This is a genomic window from Pelagimonas sp. (assembly GCF_050633425.1).
Classification (GTDB): domain Bacteria; phylum Pseudomonadota; class Alphaproteobacteria; order Rhodobacterales; family Rhodobacteraceae; genus Pelagimonas.
The window spans coordinates 1-3,685 of record NZ_JBOEGM010000067.1; the positions used below are offsets into that span (position 1 = coordinate 1).

Below are 3,685 nucleotides of genomic sequence, written 5' to 3' on the forward strand. Positions count from 1 at the left end.
TGCGGGCAGATAATCGTCAGTAGTGGAATATACTTTGCCCTGCGGCGTCATTTCTTCGGCCATATTGCTCCCCTGCCCTGTCTAAGTAGAGCCGCGCCCATTTCAATTTGGGCGCAGCTATGTTGTGAGCGCTTATTGAGAGTTAAGCGGCCCCATTTGCTCAACCACGACAGTCAATTCAGCCGCATCTTCCATGTCAAATTCGAGCCGAATATCCGCATTGCGCCGACGCTCTGCCTTTGTTTCCAGCGATTTGAGGCCCTTGGTCACTTCCTTGGAGCGCAGGAAGTCAAACATAACAAATTCACCGACCGGGAATTGATCATAGGCGCGGCCATACAATTGCTGCATGGCGTGCAATTGATGGTTGTCGCCATCAAAAAGCTCAATGTCATCAACAATAAGTTTTGCGGATTTGATACCCGCACCAAGGACGTAAATCGCTCCAATATCGGCATGCGTCGGCAGGTCCGAAATCGTGAATTGACCCGCACCAGTGGCACGGCGCTTGTGGACTTTGTTGGTAACAAGGAAAGCCGTTGGACGATTGACCGGCGCGTATTCGCTGATCTCCTCCAACTGCATTTGACCGTCAACCCATTCGCTGGTGAGGTCAAACAGCAATCGGATACTGTTCACGTTGCGCGTGCCCAACATATAGGCATCTTCAACGTCTTTGTCCTCAAACTGCGAAGGCCCGCCGAACATCATAAACAGCACGCCGTTTGCGGCGTCCAGATTTTTCATTCTCATGAAACTGATGAACATTTCCGTCGTCATGTCGCGCTGAACAACACCGTCGATCTCCAACCGGATACGCGAGACGTATTTCGACCACTTGTCCGTTTTGACAAAGAACTTGCCCGTCCGGTTGTTGGTGTCGTCTGGAATTGAAACAGTTGAACTAATAGAAAGCCCAATGTTTTGATAGGTGTACGGCCCGCGCTTCATGTCAATGACCGCAGTGCCATCAGAGTAGGCAGGCGAAACCGTGCCGACGCTGCGAATTTTGTGGATCACCTTAGGTGTCCGGTGTTTTTTCTGGGCCTCTTGACCGACGCCAGTTGAACGAGTTCGCCGCATAGCTTTCCCTCTTCTATTGTTCAGATTTTTTCGGAAGTGAGCGGCTTAGCCGACCAGCGAACGGTAGATAGGCTGCTTTTGCAGATAGGCGTCAGCCGCCAGAGCGATCAGAACGCCAAGGGCGGTAGACGCCACGACTTTTCCGTTAATACCACGCATTTTTGAATTCCCTTACAGATTGATTTTCACGTTATCTTGCCGCTTCAATGTGAAGGGAAAATTCTCGCTTTCTAAGCCTGATAAATCAGTATAAATCATGCGTTTTCATGATGTTAGATTGTGATTTTGAGTGATTTTGTGTTACTACTCTAGGAAGAGTAGGAGAGTGACAAGATGCTTAAATCATTTGAAATTGCGCGCAATCAACAAGGTCGCACAATGAAGGCCATGGCCGCAGAATGCGGCGTAACGGACAGCACTTTTTATAAGTGGTCATGCGGCATCATCCCAGCGCCCAAGCACAAACGTATAGTTATCGCGCGTGCTTTAGGCGCACCCGTCGATTGGGATGAATACGACCGCGAATGCATGGCTAGGCCTAAACAATCAGCGCAGAGCCGCCAGAATGCCCCGCAGAGCGCCCCCAGCAGCGATTGGGGTGTTGAGGAGGTAAAGCGCCCTGAGGTGACAAAACAGCCCGTACAGCCGCCGCGTGACGAAATTTCAGAGCATTGGGGGCTGTAAATGATCGAGTTTGACCTTGAAGCGGTGGAAAACGCCGTTTTGGCCGTTCCTGTTAAAGAGCAAGCCGCATTTGAAGCGTCGGAACGTGCCTCGCATGAAACCGATCTGGGCGAAAAACACCTGACCGATATTCCTTCGGAAGAATACGAGATCATATCTTTGGAGGCGTTCAACTCTCAATTCATCGCCATGCATGACATGGCTGGTGGATTGGTCCAGATGCGTACAAGCGCACCCTGCCCGCTTGGCGATCAAGCCCGATCCGAAGGCGGCAGAATTGCCGCTGCCGCCGCTTATGAGTTGTTCAAAGGAAACCCTGCGACCAAGAAAATGTTCTTGTCCACAAAAGCATCCATTTGGGGGCAAGTCGCGGCTATCGGAATGCATGGGTTTGGGTGTCTGCAAGTCATCAAGGCGTCACGCGCCGAAGGCGCGTCAACTCCGGTATTTTCCAGTGTCCGCGCCGAAAGCGAGGAGGTGGACCATGACCAAGATTAAGGTCAACCGTGTCAATAAAACCGGATCAAACGCGCCCACGCTTGAGCTAACAGGAACAACCTGCATTTGGGGCCAGAGCGAAAGCGGCAAAAGCCATATGGCCCGCGAAATGCTCAAAGCCGCCGATCCCAAACAATGCGTCATCATCGACCCGCAATCACCCGCAGGTTACGACGCCCCTGGAGTGCGCCGCGCTTTGGCAGATGGCAAGACGCGGATCATCTGCAATGACAGCCGCCGTGACCATCAAATCGGTGCAATGGTGTTCGCGCTCAATCACAGCACGCCAGAAACCCCGGTCTATGTCGTTGCCGACGAAGCGCCGGGATATATGGACAAGCCCCGCGACATTCTGAGCCGCATGGTTTTGCAGGGGCGTCATGCAGGGTTCGGCATCCTGATCATCGGCCAGAGACCGGCCAGCGTTTACGCCGAATACCGGACACAGGCTAAGGCAACCTATTGGATGCGCTTAACCGATCACACCGACATGGAAACCGCCAAGAAATCACTTGGCCCAGCCGCCGAAGAACTGCGCGGATTTAAGCAAGGAGAGTATGTTAAATGGCCCGTGTAAATAACTGGAACCGCGTCGTTTTTAGCCATTACAGCGAATTCCCGATGGAGCATTGGCGTTGGCCCAATTTCACCCCGCAAGAGGTGGCCTGTCGCGACGGCTCTTTGATGATCGACGCGCATTCAATGGACTGCCTGCAAAAACTGCGCAACCAGCTGGGCGAACCGATCATTCTCAACAGTGCATACCGATCCCCAGAATACAATCGCAGTGTAGGGGGCGTGAGCCAATCCCAGCACCTTGAGGCCAAGGCATACGATTGCCGGATGAAAAACCATGATCCGCAGCAGTTTGAAGCGGTGGCGCGGGAATGCGGTTTTACCTCTTTTGGCTACTACGTTTCTCAGGGCTTCATGCACATCGACACCCGCGACAGCCCCGCCAAATGGGGCGATCCGTTCCCCCGGATGCGGGAAGATAGCCCCGCTTATTGACCCTTTACCGCCCACCTGCCCCGGCCATCGCGCCGGGGTTTTTTGTCCGTTCCTCCCCCGTTCTCGCCCCCCCCGTCGCAACAAAAAAGCCCCCTCGCTCCTGATTGTGGAACAAGGGGGCTTCCAACATGCAATGTCGTTTACTCTAGCGGGTCAACCTCATCTTGAACCTTGTCCCAGTAACTCTGTGCTTGAACTCCGATAATAGTTACAAAACCGGCAGCTACCAATGCTTCAAAGCCGTACAAAAACCATGCAAACAATGGCACCCCGGGACCAATCACATAGTAGAACCAAGCGCTGAATTTTCTTAGGGTCTTGCGATCAAATTGCACTAATACTACCTTTCTTCTCAGTTGAAGGCTCAATACAATATTAGGTTGATCGCGCAACACCTTTTTCCCCCACA

The 3,685-nt window shown here is 52.6% G+C and carries 6 protein-coding genes; 4 read left to right on the plus strand and 2 right to left on the minus strand.

The genetic code is table 11. The features are described from left to right. Positions 1-132: 132 nt before the first annotated feature. Positions 133-1,083, minus strand: coding sequence for a hypothetical protein (locus ACRBB0_RS27210; RefSeq protein WP_431377610.1), 951 nt, complete (start codon positions 1,081-1,083; stop codon positions 133-135). Between the two features lie 333 nt (positions 1,084-1,416). Here ACRBB0_RS27210 and ACRBB0_RS27215 point away from each other — a divergent pair, with 333 nt between their 5' ends. Genes ACRBB0_RS27215 through ACRBB0_RS27230 form a run of 4 tightly spaced genes read left to right on the plus strand, consistent with a single transcriptional unit; the run spans position 1,417 to position 3,276 of the window. Continuing rightward, complete coding sequence (locus ACRBB0_RS27215) at positions 1,417-1,767, plus strand: helix-turn-helix domain-containing protein (RefSeq protein WP_431377611.1); 351 nt, start codon at positions 1,417-1,419, stop codon at positions 1,765-1,767. Further along, a complete protein-coding gene (locus tag ACRBB0_RS27220) occupies positions 1,768-2,265 on the plus strand; it encodes a hypothetical protein (protein WP_431377612.1) in 498 nt (165 codons plus the stop codon). It begins immediately after the preceding gene. Beyond that, a complete protein-coding gene (locus ACRBB0_RS27225) occupies positions 2,252-2,842 on the plus strand; it encodes a hypothetical protein (protein WP_431377613.1) in 591 nt (196 codons plus the stop codon). Before ACRBB0_RS27220 ends, ACRBB0_RS27225 begins: the two co-directional genes overlap by 14 nt. Continuing rightward, positions 2,830-3,276 carry a D-Ala-D-Ala carboxypeptidase family metallohydrolase gene (locus ACRBB0_RS27230; RefSeq protein WP_431377614.1) on the plus strand — a complete coding sequence of 149 codons (447 nt, stop codon included), beginning with the start codon at positions 2,830-2,832 and terminating at the stop codon, positions 3,274-3,276. Before ACRBB0_RS27225 ends, ACRBB0_RS27230 begins: the two co-directional genes overlap by 13 nt. Before the next feature lie 140 nt (positions 3,277-3,416). Here the strand turns inward: ACRBB0_RS27230 and ACRBB0_RS27235 are convergent. Then, positions 3,417-3,685: hypothetical protein (locus tag ACRBB0_RS27235; RefSeq protein WP_431377615.1), on the minus strand; the 269-nt coding region annotated here is incomplete at its 5' end.